The 408-nt window shown below is 48.5% G+C and carries 1 protein-coding gene and 1 tRNA gene; both read left to right on the top strand.

The features are described 5' to 3' along the window. Position 1 precedes the first annotated feature (1 nt). Positions 2–77: transfer RNA gene (locus tag OGV83_RS00715), tRNA-Thr, on the top strand. A 116-nt stretch (positions 78–193) separates the two neighbouring features. Next, on the top strand, positions 194–408 hold a 215-nt coding region (locus tag OGV83_RS00710), incomplete at its 3' end, for a GTP-binding protein (protein WP_000031663.1).

Raw genomic sequence — 408 nt, 5'->3', positions numbered from 1 at the left:
TGCTGATATGGCTCAGTTGGTAGAGCGCACCCTTGGTAAGGGTGAGGTCCCCAGTTCGACTCTGGGTATCAGCACCACTTCACTTCTCCTTCCCGTTTCTCTCTGTATAAACTTAAATATTCAACAATTCAGGCATATCGCCTGGTTGATGTGGTGATATCACCGATTTATCCGTGTCTTAGAGGGACAATCGATGTCTAAAGAAAAGTTTGAACGTACAAAACCGCACGTCAACGTCGGTACTATCGGCCACGTTGACCATGGTAAAACAACGCTGACCGCTGCAATCACTACCGTACTGGCTAAAACCTACGGCGGTGCTGCTCGCGCATTCGACCAGATCGATAACGCGCCGGAAGAAAAAGCTCGTGGTATCACCATCAACACTTCTCACGTTGAATACGACAC

This window comes from Citrobacter sp. CK189 (assembly GCF_030333505.1).
Lineage (GTDB): Bacteria > Pseudomonadota > Gammaproteobacteria > Enterobacterales > Enterobacteriaceae > Citrobacter_B > Citrobacter_B koseri.
Note: the sequence above shows the minus strand (reverse complement) of the source record. Positions and strands in the feature narration are given on the sequence as shown.